The organism is Kribbella sp. NBC_00889 (assembly GCF_045207705.1).
GTDB lineage: Bacteria > Actinomycetota > Actinomycetes > Propionibacteriales > Kribbellaceae > Kribbella.
The window spans coordinates 3,508,402-3,533,536 of the sequence record NZ_CP108783.1; the positions used below are offsets into that span (position 1 = coordinate 3,508,402).

The 25,135-nt window shown below is 68.5% G+C and carries 21 protein-coding genes; 14 read left to right on the forward strand and 7 right to left on the reverse strand.

Annotated features, from left to right (window positions below; translation table 11 throughout):
* The first annotated feature begins 8 nt into the window (after nt 1–8).
* Both OG817_RS17095 and OG817_RS17100 read left to right on the forward strand, forming a co-directional pair.
* Nucleotides 9–236: a ribbon-helix-helix protein, CopG family gene (locus tag OG817_RS17095; RefSeq protein WP_406055808.1), complete on the forward strand. Its 228-nt coding sequence runs from the start codon at nt 9–11 to the stop codon at nt 234–236.
* Entirely contained in the window at nt 236–1,327 is a 1,092-nt protein-coding gene (locus OG817_RS17100) for a Clp protease N-terminal domain-containing protein (RefSeq protein WP_406055810.1), read from the forward strand. Before OG817_RS17095 ends, OG817_RS17100 begins: the two co-directional genes overlap by 1 nt.
* Before the next feature lie 19 nt (nt 1,328–1,346).
* Here the strand turns inward: OG817_RS17100 and OG817_RS17105 are convergent, their stop codons facing one another.
* Nucleotides 1,347–2,225 (reverse strand): polyphosphate kinase 2 family protein, encoded by an 879-nt coding sequence (locus OG817_RS17105; protein WP_406055812.1) that lies wholly within the window; start codon nt 2,223–2,225, stop codon nt 1,347–1,349.
* 155 nt (nt 2,226–2,380) lie between these two features.
* Complete coding sequence (zapE, locus tag OG817_RS17110) at nt 2,381–3,391, reverse strand: cell division protein ZapE (protein ID WP_406055814.1); 1,011 nt, start codon at nt 3,389–3,391, stop codon at nt 2,381–2,383.
* Nucleotides 3,392–3,543: 152 nt separating this feature from the next.
* Here zapE and OG817_RS17115 point away from each other — a divergent pair, with 152 nt between their 5' ends.
* Genes OG817_RS17115 through OG817_RS17140 form a run of 6 tightly spaced genes read left to right on the forward strand, consistent with a single transcriptional unit; the run spans nt 3,544 to nt 9,727 of the window.
* A complete protein-coding gene (locus OG817_RS17115; RefSeq protein ID WP_406055816.1) occupies nt 3,544–4,845 on the forward strand; it encodes an ABC transporter substrate-binding protein in 1,302 nt (433 codons plus the stop codon).
* Between the two features lie 4 nt (nt 4,846–4,849).
* The gene (locus tag OG817_RS17120) at nt 4,850–5,803 is read left to right on the forward strand and encodes a carbohydrate ABC transporter permease (protein WP_406055819.1); all 954 of its coding nucleotides are present in this window, start codon (nt 4,850–4,852) and stop codon (nt 5,801–5,803) included.
* Entirely contained in the window at nt 5,800–6,639 is an 840-nt protein-coding gene (locus OG817_RS17125; RefSeq protein WP_406055821.1) for a carbohydrate ABC transporter permease, read from the forward strand. Before OG817_RS17120 ends, OG817_RS17125 begins: the two co-directional genes overlap by 4 nt.
* Before the next feature lie 18 nt (nt 6,640–6,657).
* A complete protein-coding gene (locus tag OG817_RS17130) occupies nt 6,658–7,434 on the forward strand; it encodes a VOC family protein (RefSeq protein WP_406055823.1) in 777 nt (258 codons plus the stop codon).
* Nucleotides 7,431–8,378 carry an aldo/keto reductase gene (locus OG817_RS17135; RefSeq protein WP_406055825.1) on the forward strand — a complete coding sequence of 316 codons (948 nt, stop codon included), beginning with the start codon at nt 7,431–7,433 and terminating at the stop codon, nt 8,376–8,378. Before OG817_RS17130 ends, OG817_RS17135 begins: the two co-directional genes overlap by 4 nt.
* The gene (locus tag OG817_RS17140; RefSeq protein WP_406055827.1) at nt 8,375–9,727 is read left to right on the forward strand and encodes a GH1 family beta-glucosidase; all 1,353 of its coding nucleotides are present in this window, start codon (nt 8,375–8,377) and stop codon (nt 9,725–9,727) included. The genes OG817_RS17135 and OG817_RS17140 overlap by 4 nt, the downstream gene beginning before the upstream one ends.
* Before the next feature lie 60 nt (nt 9,728–9,787).
* On the opposite strand, the gene OG817_RS17145 is transcribed toward OG817_RS17140, so the two are convergent.
* The gene (locus OG817_RS17145; protein WP_406055829.1) at nt 9,788–11,008 is read right to left on the reverse strand and encodes an ROK family protein; all 1,221 of its coding nucleotides are present in this window, start codon (nt 11,006–11,008) and stop codon (nt 9,788–9,790) included.
* 95 nt (nt 11,009–11,103) lie between these two features.
* On the opposite strand from OG817_RS17145, the gene OG817_RS17150 reads away from it, so the two are divergent.
* A complete protein-coding gene (locus OG817_RS17150; protein WP_406055831.1) occupies nt 11,104–12,078 on the forward strand; it encodes a zinc-binding dehydrogenase in 975 nt (324 codons plus the stop codon).
* Between the two features lie 30 nt (nt 12,079–12,108).
* Here the strand turns inward: OG817_RS17150 and OG817_RS17155 are convergent, their stop codons facing one another.
* Together OG817_RS17155 and OG817_RS17160 are read right to left on the reverse strand one after the other, a co-directional pair.
* The gene (locus tag OG817_RS17155; RefSeq protein ID WP_406055833.1) at nt 12,109–13,212 is read right to left on the reverse strand and encodes a Gfo/Idh/MocA family protein; all 1,104 of its coding nucleotides are present in this window, start codon (nt 13,210–13,212) and stop codon (nt 12,109–12,111) included.
* Nucleotides 13,213–13,229: 17 nt separating this feature from the next.
* Entirely contained in the window at nt 13,230–15,692 is a 2,463-nt protein-coding gene (locus tag OG817_RS17160) for a beta-galactosidase (RefSeq protein WP_406055835.1), read from the reverse strand.
* A 130-nt stretch (nt 15,693–15,822) separates the two neighbouring features.
* On the opposite strand from OG817_RS17160, the gene OG817_RS17165 reads away from it, so the two are divergent.
* The 5 genes from OG817_RS17165 (at nt 15,823) to OG817_RS17185 (ending at nt 22,347) form a co-directional block, all read left to right on the forward strand.
* Nucleotides 15,823–16,818 (forward strand): LacI family DNA-binding transcriptional regulator, encoded by a 996-nt coding sequence (locus OG817_RS17165; protein ID WP_406055837.1) that lies wholly within the window; start codon nt 15,823–15,825, stop codon nt 16,816–16,818.
* Nucleotides 16,819–16,911: 93 nt separating this feature from the next.
* Complete coding sequence (locus tag OG817_RS17170; protein WP_406055839.1) at nt 16,912–18,582, forward strand: ABC transporter substrate-binding protein; 1,671 nt, start codon at nt 16,912–16,914, stop codon at nt 18,580–18,582.
* A 6-nt stretch (nt 18,583–18,588) separates the two neighbouring features.
* On the forward strand, nt 18,589–19,584 hold the full coding sequence (locus OG817_RS17175) for an ABC transporter permease (protein WP_393384755.1): 996 nt from the start codon (nt 18,589–18,591) through the stop codon (nt 19,582–19,584).
* Entirely contained in the window at nt 19,581–20,495 is a 915-nt protein-coding gene (locus OG817_RS17180; RefSeq protein ID WP_406055841.1) for an ABC transporter permease, read from the forward strand. The genes OG817_RS17175 and OG817_RS17180 overlap by 4 nt, the downstream gene beginning before the upstream one ends.
* Nucleotide 20,496: 1 nt before the next feature.
* On the forward strand, nt 20,497–22,347 hold the full coding sequence (locus tag OG817_RS17185) for an ABC transporter ATP-binding protein (protein ID WP_406055843.1): 1,851 nt from the start codon (nt 20,497–20,499) through the stop codon (nt 22,345–22,347).
* Nucleotides 22,348–22,368: 21 nt separating this feature from the next.
* On the opposite strand, the gene OG817_RS17190 is transcribed toward OG817_RS17185, so the two are convergent.
* Both OG817_RS17190 and OG817_RS17195 read right to left on the reverse strand, forming a co-directional pair.
* Nucleotides 22,369–24,180 (reverse strand): GH39 family glycosyl hydrolase, encoded by a 1,812-nt coding sequence (locus tag OG817_RS17190; RefSeq protein ID WP_406055845.1) that lies wholly within the window; start codon nt 24,178–24,180, stop codon nt 22,369–22,371.
* Between the two features lie 77 nt (nt 24,181–24,257).
* Nucleotides 24,258–25,052 (reverse strand): AraC family transcriptional regulator, encoded by a 795-nt coding sequence (locus OG817_RS17195; RefSeq protein ID WP_406055847.1) that lies wholly within the window; start codon nt 25,050–25,052, stop codon nt 24,258–24,260.
* Between the last annotated feature and the right edge of the window lie 83 nt (nt 25,053–25,135).

Below are 25,135 nucleotides of genomic sequence, written 5' to 3' on the forward strand. Positions count from 1 at the left end.
TGCTATCTATGACGAAGGATGCGACGAAGAACATCCTGCTGCGGCTGGATCCGGAGTTGGCGGAGCAGCTGCAGACGGTGGCCTCGGTCGAGGGCCGATCGGTGTCGGACGTCGCGCGCGAAGCGATCGCCGCACTGGTGGATCGCCGGCGAGAAGACAGCCGGTTCAGCCAGCTGCTGGAGGAGAACCTCACTCGGCACGAGCAGTCGCTGCGCCGCCTCCGCGGAGACGACTGATGCTCTACCTCGGCGTGTACGACGTCCTGGCGGTGGCGGCCCGGGTGCTCCGGTGCAGCTCCGAGGACGCCGTACGCCGGACCGACCTGGACGCGGTCGAACGCGCACTGTCCGACGTACGCCGTACCAGCGGACTGGCCGAGGCGGCCGGTGTCCTGCTGTCCGGGCTGATCCGGTCCCGGGTGTTCAGCGGAGCGAACCGGACGGTCACGGTCACGGTGGTGCTGCAGTTCGTCACGCTCAACCAGGCCGACCTGCGGCTGGAGCCGGTGGACGAACTGGACAACCTACTGGACCGGATCGTGGCCGACGAGATCAACCGGCATGAGGTCGCCGGCTTCATCCAGGACCGGCTCGAGCACCTCGGGATGACCGCCGCCGACCTGCACGAGCCCCTCCGGCTCGATCTGCTGCTGGAGGACGAGGTCGCAGCACTGCACACCGACTGGCAGTGGAGAGGAGAAGGCATGTTCGAGCGGTTCAACGACGAGGCCCGGCGGGCCGTCGTGGTGGCGCAGGAGGAGGCGCGGAGCCTCGATCACAGCTTCATCGGGACGGAGCACCTCCTCCTCGGACTGATCGAGGAGGGGCAGGGCGGGGTGGCGAAAGTCCTGTCCGACAAGGGGATCGTGGCGCCGGCGGTGCGCGACCTGGTGGTGGAGATCATCGGACGTGGCGCGCACAAGGCATCGGGCGGACACATCCCGTTCACACCGCGAGCCAAGCACGCGCTCGAGCAGGCGTACCACGAGTCGCGCCGGCTCGGCGCCGAGCAGCTCGGGCCCGAGCACATCCTGCTCGCCCTGCTCCACGATGGCGAAGGCGTCGCCGCCCAGGTCCTGACGAGGCTCGGCGGCAAGCTCGACGACCTTCGCGCGCGGATCGAGCAGTGGATCGACCGCCGGCAGCGGACCGAGGCAGTGGTCACCGACATGCTCACCGAGGACCCGTCGACCTGGACCACTTACGGCCGGCGGCACCACCTGGTCCACGAGCTGAACGCCGTACTCGACGAGAACGAACGCCTGCACGAGCAGGTCACGCGGCTACGCGACCTGCTCCGCAAGCACGACATCGACCCGGACAGCTGAGGCCCGCGGCTGAGGCCGGTCAGGTGGCAGCCAGGCGCTTCTTCTCGGCCGCCACGTCGTAGTCGGCCACCGGCCACTGCGGGTCGAGCGCCTTCAGCGTCTCCAGCAGGATCGTCGTGACGGCCCAGTTGCGGTACCACTTGCGGTCGCTGGGGATCACGTACCACGGCGCCTCGGCGCTGTTACAGCGCTCCAGCGCGGCGTGGTACGCCTCCATGTAGTCCGGCCAGAACTTGCGCTCGTCGACGTCGCCGGTGTTGTACTTCCAGTGCTTCGTCGGGTCGTCCAGCCGGGCCTGCAGCCGCTCCTTCTGCTCCTCCTCGGAGATGTGCAGGTAGCACTTCACCAGCGTCACGCCGTTCGCGTCCAGCTCGGCCTCGAAGTCGTTGATCTGCTCGTAGCGCCGGTTCCACACAGTCGGGGTGACCAGGTTGCGAACCCTGGCGATCAGCACGTCCTCGTAGTGCGACCGGTCGAAGATGCCGATCAGGCCGGGGTCGGGCAGCGCCTGCTTGATCCGCCACAGAAAGCCGCGGCGCTTCTCGGCAGGCGTCGGCGCCTTGAACGAGGTGATCTTCAGGCCCTGCGGATCCATCAGACCCGCGCCGTGCCGGATCACGCCGCCCTTGCCGGACGTGTCCATCCCTTGCAGCACCAATAGGATGCTGCGCTGGCCGCCCGTGCGCCCCTCGGCGAACAGCTTCTCCTGCCAGTCCGACACCTCGGCGCCGAGGCCCTCCAGCGCGAGCTTGCCGTCCTCCTTGGACCCGTCGAACCCGGTCGTCGCGCGCGTGTCGTACTTCGTCAGGTCGACCGGACCCGACGGCACTCGCAGTTGCGCGGCCAGTCCCCCAGCTTCCGCATTCTCAGCTTTCTGGCTCTTCTTCTCCTTCGCCATTCGCCCATCCTGCCTCATCCATCCCCAACTTCAGCGCCTTTTGGTACGACGCCACCGCACAAACTCGATCACCACGATCGCCACGAGGCACATGGGGATGGCGATCAGGCGGCGGCGCGGACGAGCCACCGACCGGCGCTCATGCACTCAGACAGTCATGCCCGGGACAGGGCGATCAATCGCGACAGGGCGCGCAGGTACTTCTTCCGGTAGCCGCCCTTGAGCATCTCCACGGAGAACAGCTGGTCGAGCGGTACGCCGCCGGCGAGCAGCGGCAGGTCCCGGTCGTACATGCGGTCGGCCAGAACAACGAGCCGCAGTGCGACGTTCTCGTCGGTCAGTGGCCGGATATCGGTGATCGCGACGGCCTCCACGCCGTCGAGCAGAGCGCCGTACTTGCTCGGATGCAGCTCTGCCAGGTGGCGGTGCAGGTCGACGAAGTGGTCGCACGACGCACCCGGCCGCTCGGCCGCGATCTTCTCGACCTGCTCGTCCGGCCGAGGCTCCGGCGCGACCGGCAGCCCGCGATGGCGGTAGTCCGGCCCGTCGATCCGCCGTACGTCGAAGTGGGCCGCCAGCGCCTGGATCTCGCGGAGGAAGTCGATCGCCTGGAACCGGCCCTCCCCCAGCTTGTCCGGCAACGTGTTCGAGGTCGCGGCCAGCTCGACTCCCGCGGCCACCAGTTGACCCAGGAGCCGCGAGATCAGCATCGTGTCGCCCGGGTCGTCCAGCTCGAACTCGTCGATACAGATCAGCCGGTACGACGACAAGGCCTCGACGGCGGCGCGGAGACCGAGAGCACCGACCAGGTTGGTGAGCTCGACGAACGTGCAGTACATCTTCGGCCCGGCCGCCTCGTGCCACAGCGACGCGAGCAGGTGTGTCTTGCCGACACCGAAGCCGCCGTCCAGGTAGATGCCCGGCTTGCCGGCTGGGGTGGCACCACGTCCGCGGAAGCGCGACCAGAAACTCGGCGCTTGCCGCGGCTGGGCCAACTGCACCGCGCGTTCGCCGAGCACCCTCAACGCGTCGGCTTGCGAGGGCTCGTCCGGATCCGGCCGGTACGTCGCGAAGCGGACCTCGGCGAAGCGCGGCGGCGGCACGCACTCGGACAGCAGCCGATCGGAACTGACCTCCGGCCACAGCTCACTCAGCCGGATCACCATGTCTCAACCTTAGGGCTATCCGCTCTGCGGATGACGATCCGTTCTTCTGCGGATGGAAAGGTCCGGAAACCCGGCCGCGACCTTGACCGCTTTCTTACTTTCAGTTAGGAAGTTGATGTGGGGTTCGTGAGGTGAGCGACTAGGAGTCGGCAATGGGCGAACGGCACGTACGGCGGCGGACAGTACTCAAGGGAGCGGTGGGCGCGCTCGGACTCGGGTCGGCGCTCGCGGCCTGTGGTGGCAGCGACAGCAGCGGCGGGACGACCAGCGGCGGGAAGGCCGTCGTCCGGATGTGGTCCTGGTACGGCGAACAGGAGAAGCAGTTCCCCAAGCTGGTCGAGAAGTTCGAAGCGGCACACAGCAACATCAAGATCGAGAACCGGGTCTTCGGCACCCCGGACCAGTACCTGCCCGCCCTTCAGGCGGCAGTGGCGGGCGGCGACGTCCCGGAGATCTTCGCGCCGCACACCCGGGCGCTCACCTACGGGACCGGCGGCGTCTCCGCCGACCTGAAGAAGGATCTCGGCGACGACTTCCTGAAGGACTTCTTCGACTCGGCCAACCAGGAGTACACCCTGGACGGCAAGCAGTACGCGGTCGGCTGGATGGCGCAGACGTTCGGGATCTTCTACAACCCGGACCTGCTCAAGCAGGCCGGGGTCGGCGAGGACGAGATCGAGACCTGGGACGACCTGATCGCCGCGGCGGCCAAGATCAAGGCCATCGGCAAGTTCCCGGTCGCGCTCAGCTGCAACCCGACGACGAGTTCGCTGGACTTCTTCCTGCCGCTCATCACCCAGGTCGCCGACGACCCGACCTTCTACCTCAAGCTCGACCAGTTGAAGGACGGGGCGACGTACGAGGACCCGAAGGTCGTGCAGGCGATCGAGCTGCAGAAGAAGATCGTCAAGGGCGGCGTCTTCCAGCCCGGCACCACCGGTACCAGCGGCGAGCAGGCGCCGGTGATCTTCTACACCGAGAAGGCCGCGATGCTGTTCAACGGCTCGTGGACGCCACAGGGCCTGACCACCGACGCTCCGCCGGCCTTCGTGAAGAAGTACAAGGTGATGAAGACCCCGGCGATCGCGGCCGGCAAGCGGCACTGGACCGCGAACCAGGCCGGAGCCGGCTGGGCGGTCTCGGAGACCAGCAAGAACAAGGACGCCGCGCTGGAGTTCCTCAAGTTCCTGTACTCCGCGGACGAGTACTCCCCCACCATGAACGAGTCCAACTCGATGCCGGCCACGAAGAGCGCGGCGACCCGGATCGAGCTGCCGATCATGAAGCAGATGACGTCGTGGCTGCTCGACGGCGACGGCTGCCCGCACATCCCGTTCGGTCCCGGTTCGGTCGCGGCCGGCGATCCACTCGCGAAGATCTTCGACGGCTCCGGCGATCCGGCAGCGGTCGCGAAGGAGATGCAGCAGGCCGTGCTGAACGCCAAGGGCGGCTGATCGGATGGCGACGGCAACCTACAAGGCGAGCCGGACCGCGACGGTCACAACGCACAAGTTCGGTTCTCCGCTCCGGAAGTCGCAGCGGGTCGCGGGGTACGTCTTCATCGGGCCGACGTTCGTGCTGTTCCTGGGCTTCGTGCTCTGGCCGATCCTCTACACGGCGTACCTGAGCCTCACCTCCTGGGGAGGCTTCGGTACGCCGCGGTTCGTCAACTTCGACAACTACAGCCGGATGCTGTCGGACCCGGTCGCGCGCCGGGCGATGATCGTCACGCTGGTACTGACCGGCGTCACCACCGTGCTGCTGACCTTCCTCGGCCTCGTCACGGCCGTGCTGGTCAACGCGGTCTGGTCGAAGGTCGGTGTGCTGGTCCGGACGATCCTGTTCATCCCCGGCATCGTCTCGTTCGTGGTGTCGGCGGTGTTGTGGCGGCTGATCTACGACCCGAACATCGGCACACTCAACCGGATGCTCGGGGCCATCGGCCTGGACAGCCTGCAGCATGCCTGGCTGGCCGATCAGAAGACCGTGCTCCCGGCGATCATCGTGGTGACGGTCTGGGGCGGCATCGGCTTCAACATGCTGATCTACTACGCCGGCCTGCAGAGCATCGACCCGAACCTCTACGAAGCGGCGGCCATGGACGGAGCCAACACCGTCCAGCAGTTCCGCCACATCACCGTCCCGAGTCTGCGAGTCGTCACCGGCCTGATCGTCAGCCTCGGCCTGCTGAACGGCTTCAAGGCGTTCGACGTGATCTTCGTGATGACCGGCGGCGGGCCCAACCACGCCAGTGAGGTGCTCGGCACCTATCTGTACTCGCTCGCCTTCGGGTCCACCTCGGGCTCGATCCCGCAGCTCGGCTACGCGAGTGCGTTCAGCGTCGTGACAATGGTGCTCTGCACGTTGGCCGTCATCGCCCAGCTCTGGCTGACGCGGAGGGCGGACCGATGAGCGCCTCCAACGCGCGAAGGCCATGGGTCGGCAAGTCGTTCGCCAGCTTCGTGCTGCTGCCGTTCTGTGCGCTGATGGCGTTCCCGTTCGTGTGGATGCTGCTCACCTCACTGCGGGAGCCGAACACGATCTTCAACGGGCCGATCATCCCGCGGTCGTTCACGGGTTCGGCGTACAAAGAGGCGTGGACCTCGATCGAGTTCCCGCTGCATTTCTGGAACAGCGTCTGGATCACCTCGGTCACCGTGATCGGCGTCCTCGTCTTCGCGACGCTCAGCGGCTATGCGTTCGCCAAGCTCGAGTTCCCGTTCCGCAACACGCTGTTCGTGCTACTGCTGACCACACTGATGATGCCGTCGACGGCGCTGATCATCCCGCTGTACCTGGAGCTCAAGTCGCTCGGTCTGCTGGACAGCCAGGTCGGGTTGCTGGTGCTCTACATCTCCGGCTCGGCGCCGTTCGCGATGTTCCTGATGCGGGCGTTCTTCCAGACGTTGCCGGACGAACTGATCGAGGCTGCCCGGGTGGACGGCGGCAGCGAGTTCACCATCTTCCGCCGCGTCATCCTGCCGCTCACCCGGCCCGGCATCGCGACCGTGGTGATCTTCCAGTTCCTGTCCACCTGGAACGAGTTCCTGATCGCCAACACGGTGCTGCGCAACACCGACGCGCTCCCCCTGCAGCCGGTGCTGTTCACCTTGATGGGCCAGTACTCCACCAACTGGCCGGCCCTCACCGCCGGCCTCACCCTGTCCGTCGTACCGGTCATCGTCGTGTACGTCCGGATGCAGCGGCAGTTCGTCGCCGGGATGATGCTCGGCGCCGTCAAGAACTAGCACACAGAAAGAGGCCTTATGCCGATCAAGAACCTCGTGGTCAACTGCACGGACGTCCAGCGCTCGGTCGAGTACTACACGAAGTTCCTGGAGCTGCCGGTGGTGGGCGAGCCGACCCCGGAGCGCGCCGTCCTGGACGCGGTCACCGCGACGATCGAACTGCGGGCCGTGGGCAACGGCCGGGATCAGACCACGTGGTCGCCGGACGATCTGCAGAAGGGCTTCCGGCACATCGGCTTCAAGGTCGACCGGCTGGACGAGCGGGCCGGCGTACTCAAGGCGGCCGGGGTCGAGTTCAAGCTCGACCCGCTCGATGCCGAGGGCAAGGTCCGGATCTGCTTCTTCTACGACCCCGACGGCACGCTGCTGGAGATGATCCAGGGCGACCTGCAGTACGCCGCCGTACTCGACGCCGACGGCGTGGCGCGGGAGCGGGCACTCGGCGTACCGCGGCGGCCGCGGTTCGACCACGTCGCGGTCACGATCGACGACCGGGACAAGACCAGCGAGTTCTACCGCGACAACTACGGCTTCTCGTTCATCGGCACGATCGAGCAGCCGCACGACCAGCGCGGCTTCCACATCGGCTACCTGAAGGGCGGCGACACGGTCATCGAGGTCTTCACCTACGAGGTCGAGAAGACTTCGCGGGCACCGCAGCTCGACGTCGCCGGGTTCGCGTACGCCGAGCTCGCGGGCAACCCGCCGGACCTGCCCGCGGACACCGCTCCCGATGGAACCGAGGTCTACGTCGATCGCGACGGGTTCGCGTTCGCCGTAGGCTCCGAGGCATGAAGGACAACTGGCTGCGGCCGCTCGGATCCACCGGCCTGACCGTCTCCGCCGTCTGTGCCGGCGGCAGTGGGATCGGGGGCATGCCCGAGGTGTTCGGGTACGACGTGACCCGGCAGGAGGCCGTCGACCTCGTACTCCGTGTCTTCGACGGCCCGCTCACCTGGATCGACACCTCGAACGGGTACAGCGACGGCGAGAGCGAACTGAGGATCGGTCAGGCCATCAAGGAGTACGGCGGCCTGCCCGAAGGATTCCTGGTCGCGACCAAGGTCGATGCCCGGGGCAGGGACTACTCCGGTGTGCGGGTCCGGGCGAGTGTCGCCGAGAGCAAGGAGCGGCTCGGCCTCGACGACCTGCCGCTGGTCCACCTGCACGACCCGGAGTTCCACGACTTCGACTCGATGCGTGACGCCGTCGACACGTTGATGCAGCTCAAGGCAGACGGCGAGATCGGGCACGTCGGGCTGGCCGGCGGCAACACGACCGAGCTCGGGCGCTACCTCGACCTCGGCGGATTCGAGGTGCTGCTCGTGCACAACCGCTGGAGCCTGGTCGACCACTCGGCCGGTGACCTGTTCCGGCGGGCACTCGGCGAGGGGATCGCGGTGGTCAACGCGGCCGTCTACGGCGGCGGCATCCTCGCCAACCCCGACGGCGCCACGAAGTACGGCTACCGCGATGCGCCGGGCGCCGTACTCGACGCTGTCGCGGCGATGGACAAGGCGTGCCGGGAGTACGGCACCGACCTCGCCACCGCGGCACTGCGGCACTCGGTCGACAGCCCGGACGTCTCAGGGACCGTGGTCGGCATCACCAAGCCGGCCCGGGTCGCCGCGCTGGTCGCCGCGCTCGAAACCGACCTGCCCGATGAGCTACTTAACCGGTTAGGTACCCTGCTACCCAACCCGCAGTACTGGCTCGAAGGCCAAAAGGAGACAACGTGACCACTGGCTTCCCACCCGGCTTCGCCTGGGGCACGGCGACAGCGTCGTACCAGGTCGAAGGCGCGGTCGCCACGGACGGACGCGCCCCGAGCATCTGGGACACCTTCGCGCACACCCCTGGCCGCATCGCCGACGGCACGACCGGCGACGTCGCCGACGACCACTACCGCCTGTTCGCCGAGGACATCCGGCTGCTCGCCGACCTCGGTCTGACGGCGTACCGGTTCTCGATCGCCTGGTCGCGGATCATCCCGGCCGGGTCCGGCGTCACCAATCCCGGGGGCCTGGCGTTCTACCGCCGACTGGCTGAGGCATGCCTGGAGAACGGCGTGACGCCGTACGCGACGCTGTATCACTGGGACCTGCCGCAGCCGCTCGAGGACGCCGGCGGCTGGCTCGTGCGGGACACGGCCGAGCGGTTCCGCGACTACGCGGCGATCACGCACGCCGGGCTGTCGGACGTGATCAAGCACTGGATGACGCTGAACGAGCCATGGTGCTCGGCGTTCCTCGGCTACGGGAACGGCGAGCACGCGCCGGGCCGGACCGAGGGCACTGACGCACTCAAGGCGGTGCATCACCTGCTGCTCGGGCACGGGCTGGCGCTCGACGCGATCCGGTCGGACGAGGGCACGTACGGCATCGCGCTCAACCCGGCGCCGATCCACGCGGCCTCGGACTCGGCCGCGGACCTGGACGCGGCGCGCCGGATCGACGGACTGCGGAACCGGATGTTCCTGGATCCGTTGCTGGCGGCGAAGTACCCGGCCGACGTACTCGAGGACACCGGGCTGACCGGCTGGTTCGCGGAGCAGGAAGCCGACCTGCCACTGATCGGTGCGCCGCTGGACTTCATCGGCGTGAACTACTACTGCCCGACCACGGTGGCCGCACCCGAGGGCCCGATCTCCTCCCCCGGTCAGCCGAGCACGCAGCCGGGCAGCGAGAACGTCGTTGCCGTCGACACCGGTCTGCCGCGCACACAGATGGGCTGGCCGATCCAGGCGACCGGGCTGCGCGACATCCTGGTCACGATCAACAAGCTCGCGCCTGGGCTCCCGCTGTACGTGACCGAGAACGGAGCGGCGTACCTCGACGAGGTGACCGCGGACGGGACCGTCGAGGACGACGAGCGGCAGGAGTACCTGGAGCAGCACATCGCGGTCTGCCGGGACCTGGTCTCCGAGGGCTTCCCGCTCAAGGGGTACTTCGCCTGGTCGCTGATGGACAACTTCGAGTGGGCCTGGGGCTTCAGCCGCCGCTTCGGGATCGTGTACGTCGACTACGCGACCCAGCAGCGGACCGTCAAGAAGAGCGGCCGCTGGCTGAAGGACTTCCTCACCAGCTAGCCGACTGGCGGGTTGTTTGCTCGCTGACCGGCTACAGTCCGGCAGCGATGAAACAATCCGTTAGCGGCCGGACTTCTGGTGGGGGGTGAGTTGGCTGTGGAGGACAAGTGACGCGGCGCCGAGGGCGGCGGCGCTCGGGCCCAGTTTGGACTGCTCGACGCGGGTCGGGTGCATCGCGCGGACGAACGACAGGCGGTTGATCTCCGTCGTCGTGATCCGGACGTAGATGTCACCCGCCTCGCTGAAGCCCGGGCCCGCCAGGATGACCTGGTCGAGGTCCAGCAGATTCGTGATCGACAGCAGGGCCTTGGCCAGGTACGTCGCCGACTCCTCGATCAGCTCGGTGCAGCGCGGATGGCCGGCGGCGGCGAGCCGCGCGATCTTGGCGAAGTCCGAGCGGATCGACGTCCGGCGGCCGCGGAGCCCGAGCGCGGTCACCAGCGACGCGTCCTGCTCGGCACGCTTCACCACCGCGGCCGGCGCGGCGAGACTCTCCAGGCAACCGATTCCGCCGCACCAGCACTCCGGTCCGTTCACGTCGAGGACCATGTGGCCGATCTCGCCGACGTTCGACGAGGAGCCGCGGTACACGTCGCCGTTGGTGACCAGGCCGAGGCCGAACCCTGCCGCCATGTAGACGGTGGCGAAGTCGTTCGCCGACGGGATGCGGCCGGCCCAGAACTCGCCGATGGCGGCGCAGGTCGAGTCGTTCTCCACCACGATCGGGTGGTCGATCGTCTCCATCAACGTGTCGCGAACGGCGAACGGCTCCCAGGCGTACTTCTCCGGGTCGGTGCGCAGCAGCCGCAGCCCTCCCCCGCCCTGCCGGCCGGCCAGCGCGACCCCGACGCCGATCAGCGAGGACGGCTCGACGTCCGCCTTGACGATCAGGTCCTCGAGCTCGGCGGTGATCCGCTTGACCGCGGTCGCGGGCGCGTCGCGGCCGATGCCCCGCGACGACACCTGCTCGATCACCCGCCCGCCCATGTCGGTGATGACGTACGTCGTACTGGGCGTGTCGATCGAGATGCCCACGGCGTGCCGGGCGCGGGGGTTGAACTGCAGCAGGGTGGCGCGTTTGCCGCCGGTCGGGTCGCCCAGGCCGGTCTCGATGATCAGGCCGTCGGCGAGCAACTGCTTGACCACCCGGGAGATCGACGCACCGGTCAGGCCGGACCGTTCGGCCAGGTCGACGCGGGTGACAGTGCCACTGGAGCGGATCAGGTCCAGGATCGCGCTGTGCGTCTCCTGCGCGGTCGCGCCCTTCAGAATCCTCGCCACGTGAGACCCTCCCTTACCGCGCACTTTAATACACAACGTAAGAAAGTGGGACCAGTTGACCTCAAGAGCCGTTGAGGTTCTAGGTTCTGGTAGTTGTGAAGACGATTACGCTGCACGAGTTCGGTCCGCCGGAGAACCTGCGCTACGAGGAGGCACCGGATCCGGTTCAAGGCCCCGGGACGGTCCTGATCCGGGTGGAGGCCGCCGGTGTCCACCTGGTCGACACGATGCTCCGGTCCGGCGCGGCCGGCGGTGGCCCGATCCCAGTGCCCGAGCTACCCATGACCCCCGGCCGTGAGGTCGCCGGCCGGGTCGAGGCGGTCGGGTCCGAGGTCGACGCCGGGTGGATCGGCAAGCGGGTCGTGGTGCACCTCGGCATGGTCCCCGGCGGGTACGCCGAACTCGCGGTCGCCAAGGTGGAGTCGCTGTACGAGCTCCCCGACCACGTGGACGGCGTACAGGCCGTCGCCGCGATCGGGACCGGGCGAACGACGGCCGGGATCCTCGCACAGGCGCAGTTGACCGCGGACGACGTCGTACTGATTACTGCAGCCGCCGGTGGGATTGGGAGCTACCTGATCCAGGCTGCCCGCAACGTGGGGGCGACTGTGATCGGCCTGGCGGGTGGGCCGGCCAAGGTACGGCTGGTCCGGGATCTCGGGGCGCACTACGCGGTCGACTACCGCGATCCGGACTGGGTGAGTGCTCTCCAGGCGGAGCTCGGCGACCGAGCCGTGACGGCGCTGCTCGACGGGGTCGGCGGTGAGAGCGGCCAGCGGGCGTTCGAGCTGCTCGGGGTCGGCGGGCGGGTGCTGATGTTCGGGTGGTCCGGAGGTGGGCCGATCCGGCTCACCACCGAGGATCTGATGAACCGCGGGCTGACCGCGACCTGGGCGATCGGGCCGAAGCTGACACCCCGGCTCCGGGAGCTCGAGAAGGCGGCGTTGGAGGAGACCGTCTCCGGACGCTGGAAAGCGGTCACGACGACGTTCCCACTGTCCGAGGCCGCCGCGGCACACCGCGCTCTCGAGTCCCGGTCGACCACCGGCAAGGTCGTGCTGATCCCCTGAGCAGCGGCTGAGGCCCTCGGGGGCAGCGCCTCAGCTGGTGCGGGGGTCGTGGTTGGCGTGGGCGTCGCCGGAGGGGCAGGTTGGGGTGTCGTAGTCGAGGTCCGGGAAGGGGCTCGTCACGTCGATCACCCGGCCCTCCTCGGCGGAGCGCTTGGCGGCGAGCATCACCTCGAGTGCGTGGAAGGCGTGCTCGGGCCGGCTGACGGTCGGCGTACTGTTCTCGACGCTCTCGACGAGATGCCGCAGGCCGTCGGTCCAGGGCCAGTTCGGGTCGCGTTCGCCGAACACCTCCCAGGATCCACGGTCGTTCGACCACTGCTCGAACCCGTTCGGGGCCCAGTCGTCGCCGAGCATCTGCAGTACGCCGGTGCCGCCGTACAGCTCGATCGCCGGCGACCGGTACTGCTGCATGGTGAACCCGGTCGTGATCGTGGCGAAGCGGGCGTTGCCGAAGTCGAGCGTGATCTGCGCGTTGTCGTCGGCGCGGACCGTCACGAGCTCGCCGTTGATCTCGCGCTTCGGTATGGCGGTGCCGACCATGGCGGTGACTCGCCGGACCGGGCCGAAGAACCCGCACAGACTGGTCAGGTTGTACACGCCGAGGTCGAACAGCGCACCGCCGCCGGCCTCGTAGAACCACCGGCCCCACCACGGGCCTGACCAGCCGTACCGGGCCCGGGCCAGGTGGAGGTCGCCGATCTCGCCGCCGCGGACCCGCCGATGCATCTCCCGGTACGTCGGCGACAGGACGATGTGCGGAGCACACACCAGCTGCCCCGGTGCGACGGCGGCGGCCTCGAGCAGGACCTGAGCATCGTCGAGGGACGTGGACATCGGCTTCTCGACGAGTACGTGCTTGCCGGCCTCGAGGGCCGCGCGCGCCAGTGAGCCGTGCTGATTCATGCTGGTGAGAACCAGCACGATGTCGAGGTCGTCGCGGCCGATCAGGTCCTCGGGCCGGTCGGCCGACGTATCGATCCCGAACCGGTCCGCGGCCAGGGTCCGCTTGTCCGGATCGGGGTCGTAGCCCGCGGTCAGCCGCACGCGTCCTTCCTGCTCGAGCTTGGTGATCAGGGAGGCGTACGGGCCGGAGAACACACTTCCGAGTCCGAGCACACCGATGGACAAAGTCATCGTGGCGGGTTCCCTTCCTAGGAGAGGCGCACGGTCAGGCGATCGCCGGCCGGGCCGGCGGGCCAGGTGATGAGCCAGCCCTCCGCGGTCCGGCTCACCGCGGCATCGCCGTCGACAGAGACATTCCGAGTGGTCTCGATCAGCGCGCGGCCCGGGCCGGCCGGACGCCGCAACAACAAGGTCGACCCGTCGCCGGGCCCGTCCAGCTCGGCGGTGGACCAGCGCAGTACCGCGTCGTCGAGCCGTACGCCGAGCGGCAGGATCAGCCCTTCGCGAGCGCCGAGCTGGAGCTCGAGGGGTACGTCGTCCACGGTCAGCGTGAACGTCTGAGGCACAGGCGCGACGTTGATCAGATGCACCAGCCGCTGACCGGTCGCATCGGCCGTGCTCGTCGTCACCAGACCAGGGGTGTTGCCCTCGGCAATGATTCGGCGGCGGACGCCGATCCGCTCCCACACCAGCCGCCAGAAGTCCAGGTGGGACGGATAGTCGCAGGCCATCACCACGACCCGTCCACCGGCGAGCGCCACCGCGACCGGCGCACCGGTCGCGACATCGACGGCCAGTGGCTCGGCGTCCGGCGCAACCAGGTGCTCCATCATCCCGACCCGGACCTCTGGCTGGTCGCCGGCCCACGCGGTCGCACGCACCGACGGGAAGAAGTGCGGGGTGCCCTGGACGGTGCCGTCGACCTTTACACCGAGCTCGTCGGCGAGCACCGTGCACGGCGTACCGTCGTCGTCGGTGACCGGGATCCGGCCGTGCAGCAGCAGCCTGCCGCCGGCCCGGACGTATGCGGCCAGACGCTCCTGGATCGCCCGACTCAGGACCGGCGGCGTCGCCAGCGCGACCGCCGCTCCCGCCGGATCCAGATCCGCGCCGGCCGAGGTCGGCGTACCGGACAGGTCGACCGCGCCGAAGGAGTAGCCGCCGAGCAGCAGGGCGCGGACGAGGATGTCGCGCGGCCCCATCCCTCGGTATCGCTCCAGCTCGACTACCTGGTCACGGCGTACGGCGGAGTCCGGGTGGTGGTACTCGGTCAGGTAGTGGTCCGGCACGTAGCCGAGGACGACGTCGTCGTACTCCTCGTCCATGTCGGCCAGCAGGTGCTTGGCACCATGGACCGCGCGCACGGCGCTCGCCGTACCCGCGTAGGTCTGGCTCAGCCGGCCCTCCGGGTCGACCGGCGCCGCGAAGCCGTGCCGCTCGCCGGTGAACGCGATCCGGTCGTTGCCGTCGCCAACCGGTTCGTCCAGGGGTGGGTTGTGCCCGCCGGCGAAGAGGTAGTAGTTGATCAACCGGTTGCCCTGGGCAACGCACAGCCGCGTCTTCAGCTCGGCGGTCTCCGGGCTGGTCAGCGAGCTCAGGTCCTCGCCGTAGTCGCCCGTCCCCGCCTCGAATTCGAGCGACGTGATCGGCTGGTCGGCGTCGTGGACCGCGGCCATGAAGGCATTCATGACATACAGGTCCGGCACCTTCTCGACGGTCAGTTCGCCCATGTAGTGATCGGAACCCGAGGTCGTCTGCGGCACTCCGGCATACGCCTTCGAGAGCTGGCTGATGCCGATCGGGAAGTGCCGGCCGCGTCCGGCGTACGTGCCGTGGAGATTGACCATGAACGGTACGCCGTCGACGCCGTGCTGCAGGGCGACGTCGCGCAGCCGCAGCAGGTACCGCGCATAGCGGTCGCGGTGATGCGCACCGAGGTCGTAGTGCACCGCGAGCTGCTGGCTCTCCGTACCACCGCCGGTGCCGCCGGCGCGCCACCACTCCGCCCAACGCTCGGTGTCGCCAGGGTCGACGCCGTACCGATCAACGCTGCTCTCGCGGCCCCAGGTCTGCTCGGCCCAGGTAGCAAGGTCGGCCAGCGTACGGTCGGTCAGCTCCGGCGTGTTCGTGACCCACGAGAGCATGCCGACCTCGTTGTCCAGCTGGACCGCGGCGACCGGTCCGCCCTTGCTGACAAGGCGTTCCGCGAGTACCGGCATGATCGCTGCGTACCACCGCTCGGCCTCGGCGAGGTACCCGGGCTCGAGGTAGTCCAGGGTCGCCGTACTGGCCGGCTTGCCGTCCCATCCCAGCGGTACGGCGTCCGGGTGGTCGCGGTAGATCCGGAACGGCACGCCTTCGTTCTTCAACTCGGCCATCACTAACGGGCCCGGCCGGGCGATCACCAGCAGGTCACGCTCGGCGGCCAGGTCGAGGAACCCGATCAGGTCGCGGTACTCACTGGTGGCGCCGGTCAGGTCGACCTCGCCGGATGCGGTCTCATGCACGATCCACGGCATGTAACTGGCCACCGCGTCGCAGCCTGCGGCGGCGAGTTTGTCGAGCCGGTCGGCCCAGTCCTCGCGGTGCAGCCGGAAGTAGTGCACCTCGCCTGCCATCAAGATCCGCGGTACGCCGTCCACCAGGATGCGGCGTCGTTCCAGCCGTATCGATCGGGGCGGTATCGATGGGGATTGGGCAGATGTCGTCACAGTCACGTCCTCGCCGGGTCTCGATCGTTCCGGGTCGCCGCGCCGACCTGTTGCCTGGAGGCGCGGTCGTGGTTATGGTCGTGAAACCGGTCTCATGAAACCGGTTTCAACCGTAACGGGAGTTCAGCCGATGGGCAACAGCCGTGTGACGCTCCGCCGGGTCGCCGAGATCGCGGGCGTCTCCCCCGCGACCGTGTCGCGCGTCTCCAGGGGCACGACCCCGGTCTCCCCCGAGGTCCGCGACCGGGTCCTGCGGGTGATCGAGGAGCACGGGTACAAACCTAGCCACTTCGGGCGTGCGCTGGCCGAGCGCCGGCACGGCGCCTTGGGGCTGGTGTTTCCGGGCCTGTCCGGGCCGTACTTCTCCGAGCTGATCCAGGGCTTCGAGGCTGAGGCGCTGGAGACGGGCGACAGCGTGCTGGTGCTGGCGTCGCATTCGCGCGCCGACACCGACGCCACCGTGCTCGACCTGGCCGACCGGGTGGACGGCATGGCCATCCACGGCGGGACGGTGTCGACCGACACGATCGCCAAGGTGGCCGAGCAGATCCGTGTCGTGGTGATGGCCAGCGAGGCCGGTCCGGCGCAGGCCTCGGTCAGCGCCGCCAACGACACCGTGAAGGACCTTACGCGGCACTTGCTGGTCGACCACGGCTATCGCCGGCTGGCCTTCGTCGGCACGCCGGACGGCTCCCCCGACGTGACAGCCCGCTGGCAGGCGTTCCTCGCCGCGCACAAGGCGGCCCGACGCAAACCGCCGGCCGAGCCGATCCGGGTCGGACTGCAACAGTCCGACGGCGCGATCGCCGCGGAGCAGTTGCTCGATCGCGACGACCGGCCCGATGCGGTGGTCTGCGCGAACGACGAAACGGCGCTCGGTCTCCTGCTGAGCGCGCTCGGCCGAGGGCTGCGGGTGCCGCAGGACGTCGCGATCACCGGCTTCGACGACATGCCGATGGCCGCCCTGGTGCGGCCGGCACTGACGACGATCCGGCAGCCGATCCGCGAATTGGCCGCGACCACGGCCCGGCTGCTGGCCGACCCGCTCGACCAGCCGGCCGGCGACATCATGCTACCGACCGAGCTGGTGCTGCGCAGCTCGTGCGGCTGCGGGGGTGTGCCCTGATCCTGCCGAGCTGAGGGGATCGAGGTACGGGGATCGAGGGGGGAAACCGCCAACGTCCGGCCCTGGCCGGACACACCCTGAGGAGGACTCCCGATGACGAGACGAGCACGGCTGAAAACCCTCATCGCCGCAGTGGCAAGCGTCAGCCTGCTACTCGCCGGCTGTACCGGTACCGAAGGCCAGACAACGGCCAGTTCCGGCGACGGGATGGTCGACTTCCTCAACTACGGCGACTTCGGCGGCGGCGCCGCACCGAAGCCCAACTACAACCCGTATCTCGAAACCACCAAGCTCAGCGCGGCGGACTACATCTACGAGCCGCTGATGTATGTCGAGGGCTACAGCTGCAAGGCACTCCCCTGGCTGGCCACGTCGTTCCAGTGGACCGACCCGCAGACGCTCGTCTACACGGTTCGCGACGGCGTGAAGTGGAACGACGGCAAGCCGTTCTCCGCGGCCGACGTCGCCTTCACCTTCAACATGATCAAGAAGTACCCCGCCCTGGACCTCAGGGGCGTGTGGACGTACCTGTCGACGGTGAAGGCCGACGGCGCCAAGGTGACGATGTCGTTCAAGAAGCCGGCCGCCTCCGTATTCACCCTGGTGAGTGACGTACGGATCGTGCCGGAGCACGTGTGGTCGAAGGTCGCGGACCCGACGACGTTCACGAACGCGACCGCCCCGGTCGGCACCGGGCCGATGAAGCTGAAGTCGTTCAACCCACGCCAGCTCGTCGTCGAGCGGAACCCGGACTACTGGCAGGCCGACAAGATCAAGGTCAAGGAACTGCGGTTCAACAAGGCCGACGCCGGTGGCCAGGTCGAGCAGCTCAAGCTCAGCCGGGGCGAGTACGACACCAATGCGATGTTCGTCCAGGACATCAAGAAGGCCTACGTCGACCGCGACCCGAAGAACCACCACTACTGGTACGCGCCGGGCGGCGTGATCAGCGTGTACATGAACCTGACCGAGACGCCGTTCAACGATGTGGCGTTCCGCAAGGCGCTGACCACGGCGTTCAACCACCAGCAGGTCATCGACCGGGCCCAGCTCGGCTACGTCACCCAGGCCAGCCAGAGCGGCCTCGTCGTACCGGGCCAGAAGGACTGGCTGCCGCAGGGTCTCGCCGACGACGGCCGGATCAAGTACGACCCGGCGGCCGCCGACAAGGCGCTCACCGACGCCGGCTACGCCAAGGACTCCAAGGGCCACCGGCTCGGCAAGGACGGCAAGCCGATCTCGTTCAGCTTCAAGGTGCCCGGCTCGTACGTCGACTGGGTCGCGGCCGCTGACATCCTGATCAAGAACCTCACCGCGCTCGGCTTCAACGTCACCAAGGACACCCCGACGCCGGAGGCACACGACCAGGAACGGGCCACCGGCAACTACGACATGATGTTCGGCGTCCACGGCGGCGGCTGCAACATGTACGCCAACTTCAGCGACCCGCTGAACAGTGCCCGCACCGCGCCGATCGGCAAGAAGGCCGACAGCAACGAGATCCGCTGGCAGGACCCGAAGACCGACGAGCTGCTCGGCCAGCTGGAGACCTCGCCGGACGAGGGCACCCAGAAGCAGGCCGTCGCCGGACTGGTCGACATCATGATGAACCAGGTCCCGATGATCCCGATCTGGTACGGCGCCAAGTGGTTCCAGTACGACACCAAGAAGGCCGAGGGCTGGCCGAACGAGCAGGACCCGTACGCCGACGGTGGCAACGGGCTGGTCGTGCTGACCCACCTCGTCCCGTCGTCCGGGAGCTGACCGCCGATGCTGTACTTCGTCCGGCGGGCCGGGTTCTTCCTGGCCACCCTGTGGGCGGCGGTGACGCTGAACTTCCTGATCCCCCGGCTCCAGCCGGGGGATCCGGCCCAGGCGTTGCTGAACCGCCTGCAGGGTGAGACCACGGCGGTCAACCCAGCCCAGCTCGAGGCCATCCGCAAACTGCTCGGGACTCCGGACGGCAACCTGCTGTCGCAGTACTGGGACTATCTGGGCGCCATCTGTACCGGGCATTTCGGGGTGTCGTACTCGTACTTTCCCTACACGGTGACGGCCATGATCAGCAGTGCACTGCCGTGGACGCTGATCCTGGTCGGTGTCACGCAGTTGCTGTCGTTCGCGATCGGCACGTTGCTCGGCGCCTGGGCGGCGTACCGGCGGAACTCGCGGGTCGACTCGGTCATCACGCTCGGGTCGACGTTCGTCGGCACGCTGCCGTTCTTCTGGCTCGCGCTGCTGCTGATCTTCGTGTTCGCCATCACGCTGAACTGGTTCCCCGACGGCGGCGGGTACGGCGGCGGCAGCAGTCCGAGCTGGACCTGGCTGTTCGTCTCCGACGCGTTCCAGCACAGTGTGCTGCCGGCTGTGGCGCTGCTGATCACCGGGCCGATCGGCTGGATCATCGGGATGCGCAACAACATGGTCCAGACCCTCGGCGAGGACTACGCGCGGCTGGCCCGGGCGAAGGGACTGCCGCGGCGGCGGATCGCGCTGACGTACGGCGCCCGGATCGCGATCCTGCCGAACGTCACCGGGTTCGCGATCGCACTCGGCAGCCTGCTCGGCGGGACTGTGCTGGTCGAGACGATCTTCAACTACCCCGGGCTCGGCCGGCTGCTGCTGGAGGCGGTGTCGAACAAGGACTATCCGCTGATGCAGGCGCTGTTCCTGTTCACCACGATCGGCGTACTGACCGCGAACTTCCTGGCCGACGTGACGTACGGATTCCTCGATCCGCGAGTGAGACGAGCGGAGGCAGTATGACGACCACTCAGGAAACCATCGACACAGAGGCCTTGCGGGTTACCGCGCTGGACGCCGACGCGTCCAGTCGGTTGCCTGGGTGGTTCGTCATCCTGTGGCGCAACGGGAAATGCCGGGTGGGCATGCTGATGCTGGCGGCGTTCATCGTGATCGCCGTATTCGCTCCGGTGATCGCGCCGTACGGCCCGCGGCTCGACGAGTTCGGCGCGTCCGAGGGGCCGACCGCCGCGCACTGGCTGGGCACCACGGCACGTGGTGAGGACGTGTTCTCCCAACTCGTGTACGGCGCTCGCACGTCGCTCATCGTCGGGCTGGTGGCCGGCGTGCTCAGCACGCTCATCGCGATGGCCGTCGGTCTCACCGCCGGATACCTGCGAGGTGTGGTGGACGAGGTGCTCTCGTTCTTCATCAACCTCGGCCTGGTGGTACCGGTGCTGCCGCTGATGATCGTGCTGGCCGGCTATGCCCCGGTGAAGGGTCTCGGGCTGATCATCATCGTCATCACCGTGACCGGCTGGGCGTACGGCGCCCGGATCAAACGCGCCCAGATCATCACGTTGCGGACCAGGGACTACATCACCGCGGCGAAGTTCGCCGGCGACAGCACGGCCCGGATCATCGCGTTCGAGATCGTGCCGAACATGATCTCGCTGATCGTGGTCGGCTTCATGGGCGCCGCGCTCGGCGCGATCGGCGCGGAGGCCGGTCTGGCCTTCCTCGGGCTCGGCGATCCGCAGACCGTCAGTTGGGGCACCATGCTCAACCAGGCCAGCCTCGGTGGCGCGTTGACCACCGGCCAGTGGGCCTGGCTGGTGGCGCCCGGACTCGTACTGGCCCTGCTGATCACCTCGTTCACGCTGATGAACTTCGGCATCGACGCGCTGAGCAACCCGCACCTGAGGGAGGACTGACATGGCTCTGCTCGAGGTCAGCGACCTGAGCGTCACGTACAGCCCGCGCGACTCCGCCGCCGTCCGGGCGGTGGACCGGGTCAGTTTCGAAGTTCACGACGGCGAGTTCGTCGGCCTGCTCGGCGAGTCCGGCTGCGGCAAGTCGACGCTCGGCAACGCCGTACTGCGGCTGCTCGACCGGCCGGCCGCGATCACCGGCGGGACGATCAGGTTCGACGGACGGGACGTGACCACGACGCCCGAGGACGAACTGCGGTCGCTGCGCTGGGTCGACCTGTCCACGGTCTTCCAGTCGAGCATGAACTCGCTCAACCCGGTGATCACCGTGCGGCGCCAGTTCGCCGACACGTTCGAGGCACACTCTGATGCCCTGGGCAACGACCTGGACGGCGACGCCCGCGCCACCGAGCTGCTCGAGATGGTGTCGCTGGACCGCTCCGTGCTGAGCCGGTTCCCGCACGAGCTGTCCGGCGGCATGAAGCAGCGGGTCGCACTCGCGCTGGCGCTGGCTCTCGAGCCGCGGTTCGTGCTGCTCGACGAGCCGACCACAGGGCTGGATGTCGTGGTGCAGCGCGACATACTCGACCGGCTCCGCGAGCTGCAGGCACGGCTGGGCTTCGCCGTACTGTTCATCAGCCACGACCTCGGGACGGTGATGGAGCTGGCCGACCGGGTGATGGTGATGTACGCCGGGGAGATCGTCGAGGACCAGCCGGCCGCGGAGATGGTGACGCGCCACCTGCACCCGTACAGTGCCGGTCTGCTCGGTTCGTACGCCGACCCGCGGGACCAGGTCGTCGAGGTCGAGTTCATCCCGGGCCGGCCGCCGGACCTGTCGCAGTCGCACGCCGGCTGCTTGTTCCAGCTGCGCTGTCCGGTGGCGGTGGACGCCTGCCGGACCGTGCACCCCGAACTGCTGCCCGCGAGTCTCGGCCAGGTGCGGTGCCTGCTCGTCGAGCAGTCCGGCGACGCCCGCGTCGTACTGGAGAAGGCAGCGGAGCTGCGCCGCCGAGATCAGGTGTTCGCCGCCGGCTTGTCGGAGCGGATCGACGCGGAGCCGGTGCTCGTCGTGGACGGCCTCAGCAAGGTCTACAAGAGCAGGCGCGGGCTGAACACGACTGTCACCCAGGCCGTCGACGACGTGTCGTTCGCGCTGCGACCGGGCCGGGTCACGGCGCTGGTCGGCCAGAGCGGTTCGGGCAAGACGACGATCGCCCGCATCCTCACCGGCGTGGAGCGCCCGACCGCCGGATCGATCCGGTTCAAGGACGAGCCGGTCGACCACCTGGGCCGTGGTGCACTGCGGAAGTACCGGCGGCACGTCCAGCTGGTCTTCCAGGACCCCTTCTCCGCGCTTAACCCGACGCGGACCGTGGCGTACGCCCTCAGCCGGCCGCTGCGCAACCACCTAGGTCTGGATGGCGCCCAGGCACGCGCGCGGGCGGCCGAGCTGCTGGAGACGGTCGGGTTGAGCCCGGCGGAGCAGTACCTGGACAAGCTGCCGCACCAGTTGTCCGGCGGCCAGCGTCAGCGCGTGGTCATCGCACGGGCGCTGGCACCCGAGCCCGAGGTGGTCGTCGCCGACGAGCCGATCTCGATGCTCGACGTGTCCATCCGCGCCGAGATCATCGCGCTGCTCGACAAGCTGGTTCGCGACCGCGGCATCGCCATGCTCTACATCACCCACGACCTGCTCAGCGCCCGGCTACTCGCCGACGATGTGATGGTGCTGAACCAGGGCGTGATGGTGGAGCGCGGCCCGACGCTCGATGTCATCGGCCAGGCCAAGGACCCCTACACCCGCAAGCTACTGGCCGCCATCCCCCGCCCGGGCGCGCGAGACATCGCCTGAACCACGCGCCCGGGAACGGGATCAGACAGTGACCTGGATCAGGACTGCCGACGGCTGTGGCAGGTCGAGCTCGAGGACTCCGGCGGTGAGTTCGACGGGCTCGGCAACCAGCTGGTCGGCTCGACGCAGTTCGTCCCACTGCTCGTCCGTCGGCCAGTCCTGTACGCCGATCCGGTCGGCAAGGGTCGCGATGTCGCCGTGGTCCGCGTCCAGCCGGGTGACTCGCGCCGTACCGCCGTCCTGGACGTGCAGCCGGACGGTACGACGGAGGGCCGAATCGCCACTGGCCTTGCCCTGGTCCAGCGTGTGGTTCCAGACCAGGATGCTCAGGCTGCCGTCGTCATGGCGTGAGGCCCAGGCCTGCACCAGTCCGTCGGCGCCGTCGCCTGACGCCGTGACCGGCAGCTCGGTGTCGCCGAGCCGGGACAGCAGATGCAGCGCGTGGTAGCGCGCCTTGGCGATCCCGCCGACAGTGATGAGCCCGAACCCGCCGTGCAGCAGTCGCGGCGGCCGGCCGAGCTCTTCGAAGTGGTCGCTCGCCACCCAGTAGGACAGCGCGTCCAGCCGGCCCGACGCCGAACGCATCCCGTGCAGCAGGAACGTCGCCGAGGAGACGCTGTCGTTGACGGGATTGAAGTGCGTCGGGGTGACGCCCCATTCGGTCCACAGGATCCGCGCCGTACTGCCGTACCGGGCCAGCGTCGGCCGCAGGTCGAGCGGCGAGTTGCCGTAGGTGTGAGTGCTGACGAAGTCGACCGGCGCTCCGGATCGGCTGGTGTGCTCCAGCAGCTCGTCCACCCAGCCGGCGGCCGCCGAGGACGGTCCGCCCACCGCGAGCCGCGGGTCGACCGCCTTCACCGCGGCGGCCGTCACGTCGTACAGCCGCATCCACTCGTCGCGGGAGCTGGACCAGAAGACCTCGAGGTTGGCCTCGTTCCACACCTCGAAGTCCCAGTGCAGTACTTCGTCCGCGCCGTACCGGTCGATCAGGTGCCGCACCAGCGAGCCGATCAGGTCCGACCAGCGATCCCAGTCCTTCGGCGGCGAGATGATGCCGGAGTACTCGAAGACCGTTCGGTCCGGGTCGCTGGCCAGGTCGCGCGGCATGAAGCCGAGCTCGACGCACGGGCGCAGGCCGATCGCGAGCAGCTTGTCGTACACCTCGTCGATCCGGCTGAAGTCGTACGCCGGTTCGCCGTCGACCTCCCGGTAGACGCCGAGGTCGTCGTGCAGGATCGCGTGCGCCCGCACGGTCGAGACGCCGATCTCGTCGTGGACCCGACGCAGCGCGGCTTCCAGCTCGGTCCCGATCACCTGGCCGCCGGAGGTGTCGGTGCACAGCAGCTGGCTCAGCCGCTCGCTGCCGATCATCGGCTGCCAGGGCTTCGCGAGCGGCGTACCGTCCGCTGCCGTGGCGACGGTCAGGTCGACCACTGGGACGCTTCCGCCTGCGGGCTTCGCGGTGGCGGTGACCGGCTCGCCCACCTCGCCGTGCTCGGTCACGGTCGGCACCGAGGCGACGGCGTAGTCGTAGGCGGTACCGGGCTCGCCGGTGGTGTCGACGTACCACGTCTCCGGGACCGACAGGACGTCACCACCGAGGTGGTCGACGGGTGCCAGGTCCGCGTGCGGCGAACCGGCCGGCGCACGGTGCACGAGGTAGCCGATCGCGCCGTCCACCGGCTCCCAGCGCAGCGTCACGTGTCCGAGGCCCTCGACGGCGGTCAGGCCGGCGGGCGGTGGCAGCTCCGGCACGGGGACGGCCTCGCGCTCGTCGGAACGACTCGCGATGCGTTGCTCCCAGTCCTCGCGGGCGGTGGTTCCGGTGCTCATCAGTCCTCCAGGGCGTTTGGTCTGAAACCGGTTTCAGACCACCCCATCTCACTACCGGCGAGGTGTCAAGGCGGATTTCAGGACCGTCGGTATTCGCGCGGCGACACACCGAAGTGGGACCGGAACCGGCGCGACAGGTGGAATTCGTCCGCGAACCCGAGGGTCCGCGCGATCTCCCGGTGGGTCAGGTCGGTCAGCCGCAGCAGCGTGGCCGCGGCCTGGAGCCGACGCACACTCCGGTACGCCGCCGGCGTCTGACCGACCTGTTCCGCGAACCGGCGCCGGAACGTGTCGTAGCTCAGCCCCGACTCAGCGGCAACGGTCGCCAGGTCCGTGCTCGCGGTGAGGTCGTCGGCCAGCCGGCCCATCGCGTCCACGATCTCCATGCTCAGTTCGGGACTGTCCGCGGTGTCGTCGGTGTCGATCAGCCAGGCGGCCAGCGCCAGCAACTGATGCTCCGCGACCCGGCGCGTCCGCGGCGGCGAACGCAGTACGGTGCGCAGCGCCTCGATCGACGGCGGCGGCACCGGGTACCGCGGTCCGGCGCCGGCCAGGTGGGCCAGCGAGTCGAACAGCGGTCCGGTGAACACGACGAACAACTCCGTCCACCGCTCGCCCGCATCGGTGCCGTACGTGTGCGGGAACCCGGGCGGCACGATCGTGTGCGCGCCCGGCCTGATCCGCTCGTCCCGCCCGTCGGCGTCGCGATAGTTGCCCTCGCCCCCGATCAGCACCGACAGCACGTAAGCGTCCATCACCCGCAGCGTCGACGGCATGATCGGCTCGTCGTCGACCAGCTCGCCCGCGAGCACGATCTGACCGAGCCTGGTCACCGGCCCGTCGGAGATCGCGACGACCGTCCGCTCCGCCATGGCAGCCACGGTACGCCAAAATGTTCATGCCACGGTCGCGCCGAGACATTCTTTACCGGTCCCTGCCGCCCTAGCGTTTGGAG

What these genes read in the sequence shown, in the direction of transcription:
- OG817_RS17095 (WP_406055808.1), top strand. Translation starts at nt 9, where the DNA reads ATGACGAAGGATGCGACGAAGAACATCCTGCTGCGGCTGGATCCGGAG.
- OG817_RS17100 (WP_406055810.1), top strand. Translation starts at nt 236, where the DNA reads ATGCTCTACCTCGGCGTGTACGACGTCCTGGCGGTGGCGGCCCGGGTG.
- OG817_RS17105 (WP_406055812.1), bottom strand. Translation starts at nt 2,225, where the DNA reads ATGGCGAAGGAGAAGAAGAGCCAGAAAGCTGAGAATGCGGAAGCTGGG.
- zapE (WP_406055814.1), bottom strand. Translation starts at nt 3,391, where the DNA reads ATGGTGATCCGGCTGAGTGAGCTGTGGCCGGAGGTCAGTTCCGATCGG.
- OG817_RS17115 (WP_406055816.1), top strand. Translation starts at nt 3,544, where the DNA reads ATGGGCGAACGGCACGTACGGCGGCGGACAGTACTCAAGGGAGCGGTG.
- OG817_RS17120 (WP_406055819.1), top strand. Translation starts at nt 4,850, where the DNA reads ATGGCGACGGCAACCTACAAGGCGAGCCGGACCGCGACGGTCACAACG.
- OG817_RS17125 (WP_406055821.1), top strand. Translation starts at nt 5,800, where the DNA reads ATGAGCGCCTCCAACGCGCGAAGGCCATGGGTCGGCAAGTCGTTCGCC.
- OG817_RS17130 (WP_406055823.1), top strand. Translation starts at nt 6,658, where the DNA reads ATGCCGATCAAGAACCTCGTGGTCAACTGCACGGACGTCCAGCGCTCG.
- OG817_RS17135 (WP_406055825.1), top strand. Translation starts at nt 7,431, where the DNA reads ATGAAGGACAACTGGCTGCGGCCGCTCGGATCCACCGGCCTGACCGTC.
- OG817_RS17155 (WP_406055833.1), bottom strand. Translation starts at nt 13,212, where the DNA reads ATGACTTTGTCCATCGGTGTGCTCGGACTCGGAAGTGTGTTCTCCGGC.
- OG817_RS17165 (WP_406055837.1), top strand. Translation starts at nt 15,823, where the DNA reads ATGGGCAACAGCCGTGTGACGCTCCGCCGGGTCGCCGAGATCGCGGGC.
- OG817_RS17170 (WP_406055839.1), top strand. Translation starts at nt 16,912, where the DNA reads ATGACGAGACGAGCACGGCTGAAAACCCTCATCGCCGCAGTGGCAAGC.
- OG817_RS17175 (WP_393384755.1), top strand. Translation starts at nt 18,589, where the DNA reads ATGCTGTACTTCGTCCGGCGGGCCGGGTTCTTCCTGGCCACCCTGTGG.
- OG817_RS17180 (WP_406055841.1), top strand. Translation starts at nt 19,581, where the DNA reads ATGACGACCACTCAGGAAACCATCGACACAGAGGCCTTGCGGGTTACC.
- OG817_RS17185 (WP_406055843.1), top strand. Translation starts at nt 20,497, where the DNA reads ATGGCTCTGCTCGAGGTCAGCGACCTGAGCGTCACGTACAGCCCGCGC.
- OG817_RS17190 (WP_406055845.1), bottom strand. Translation starts at nt 24,180, where the DNA reads ATGAGCACCGGAACCACCGCCCGCGAGGACTGGGAGCAACGCATCGCG.
- OG817_RS17195 (WP_406055847.1), bottom strand. Translation starts at nt 25,052, where the DNA reads ATGGCGGAGCGGACGGTCGTCGCGATCTCCGACGGGCCGGTGACCAGG.